1 pseudogene is annotated in these 256 nt (G+C 65.2%); it reads right to left on the reverse strand.

What is annotated here, in order from left to right:
* Positions 1 to 256, reverse strand: a pseudogene (locus HCU76_RS37085) (IS3 family transposase); the annotation flags it as partial.

Raw genomic sequence — 256 nt, forward strand, 5'->3', positions numbered from 1 at the left:
CGCCTCGGGCCTGCCATCGCCCGATTCGAGGCCCTGGTGGGCGGTCCAGCGCTGCAGGGTGCGTGCGGTGATACCCACCACCTCGCAGGCCTCGTGCAACCGGGCGCCAGATCGGCGCGCGGCTTCGATGTCTCGGGCATGTTCCTGGCGATCTTCGAGGCCAATCATTCGTCCTCGCCCTGCGTGTTTCTTCTGAAGATCGCCTCGCATTTTTTTGAGAGCACCAGCAACGCTGCCGTCTCGGCCAGGGCCTTGT

This window comes from Variovorax sp. dw_308, assembly GCF_019207085.1.
GTDB lineage: Bacteria > Pseudomonadota > Gammaproteobacteria > Burkholderiales > Burkholderiaceae_C > Variovorax.